The 279-nt window shown below is 59.9% G+C and carries 1 protein-coding gene; it reads right to left on the bottom strand.

What is annotated here, in order from left to right:
• On the bottom strand, positions 1–203 hold a 203-nt coding region (locus AC0L20_RS40925), incomplete at its 3' end, for an AraC family transcriptional regulator ligand-binding domain-containing protein (protein WP_473295813.1).
• Positions 204–279 lie beyond the last annotated feature (76 nt).

Below are 279 nucleotides of genomic sequence, written 5' to 3'. Positions count from 1 at the left end.
CGTTGCAGTTCCTGTGGGGTTCGTTTGATCGGCAGATCCAGGCATTCGGCGGAAAAGATCATGCGGGTGCGGGGCCGATCGAAGCGCAGATTGTCTGAAAACATCACCTGGTAATCATCACAAAAATCCGGCCGTGCGCAGCGCAGTTCGATGGCCAGGATCGTGTTGCTCGAGCCTGAGCCCGAGGCCAAGCGCGCGTTCACCTATTTCACCTATTGGATGATCGTTCACGGCGTCGCCTGCTGGCTGGCGGGGCGGCGCATCCCGATCCTGGCCATC

The sequence above is a fragment of the Bradyrhizobium sp. Kon58 genome (genome assembly GCF_055807455.1).
The sequence above is the reverse complement of the archived record's forward strand: the minus strand, read 5'-3'. Positions and strand labels throughout refer to the sequence as shown.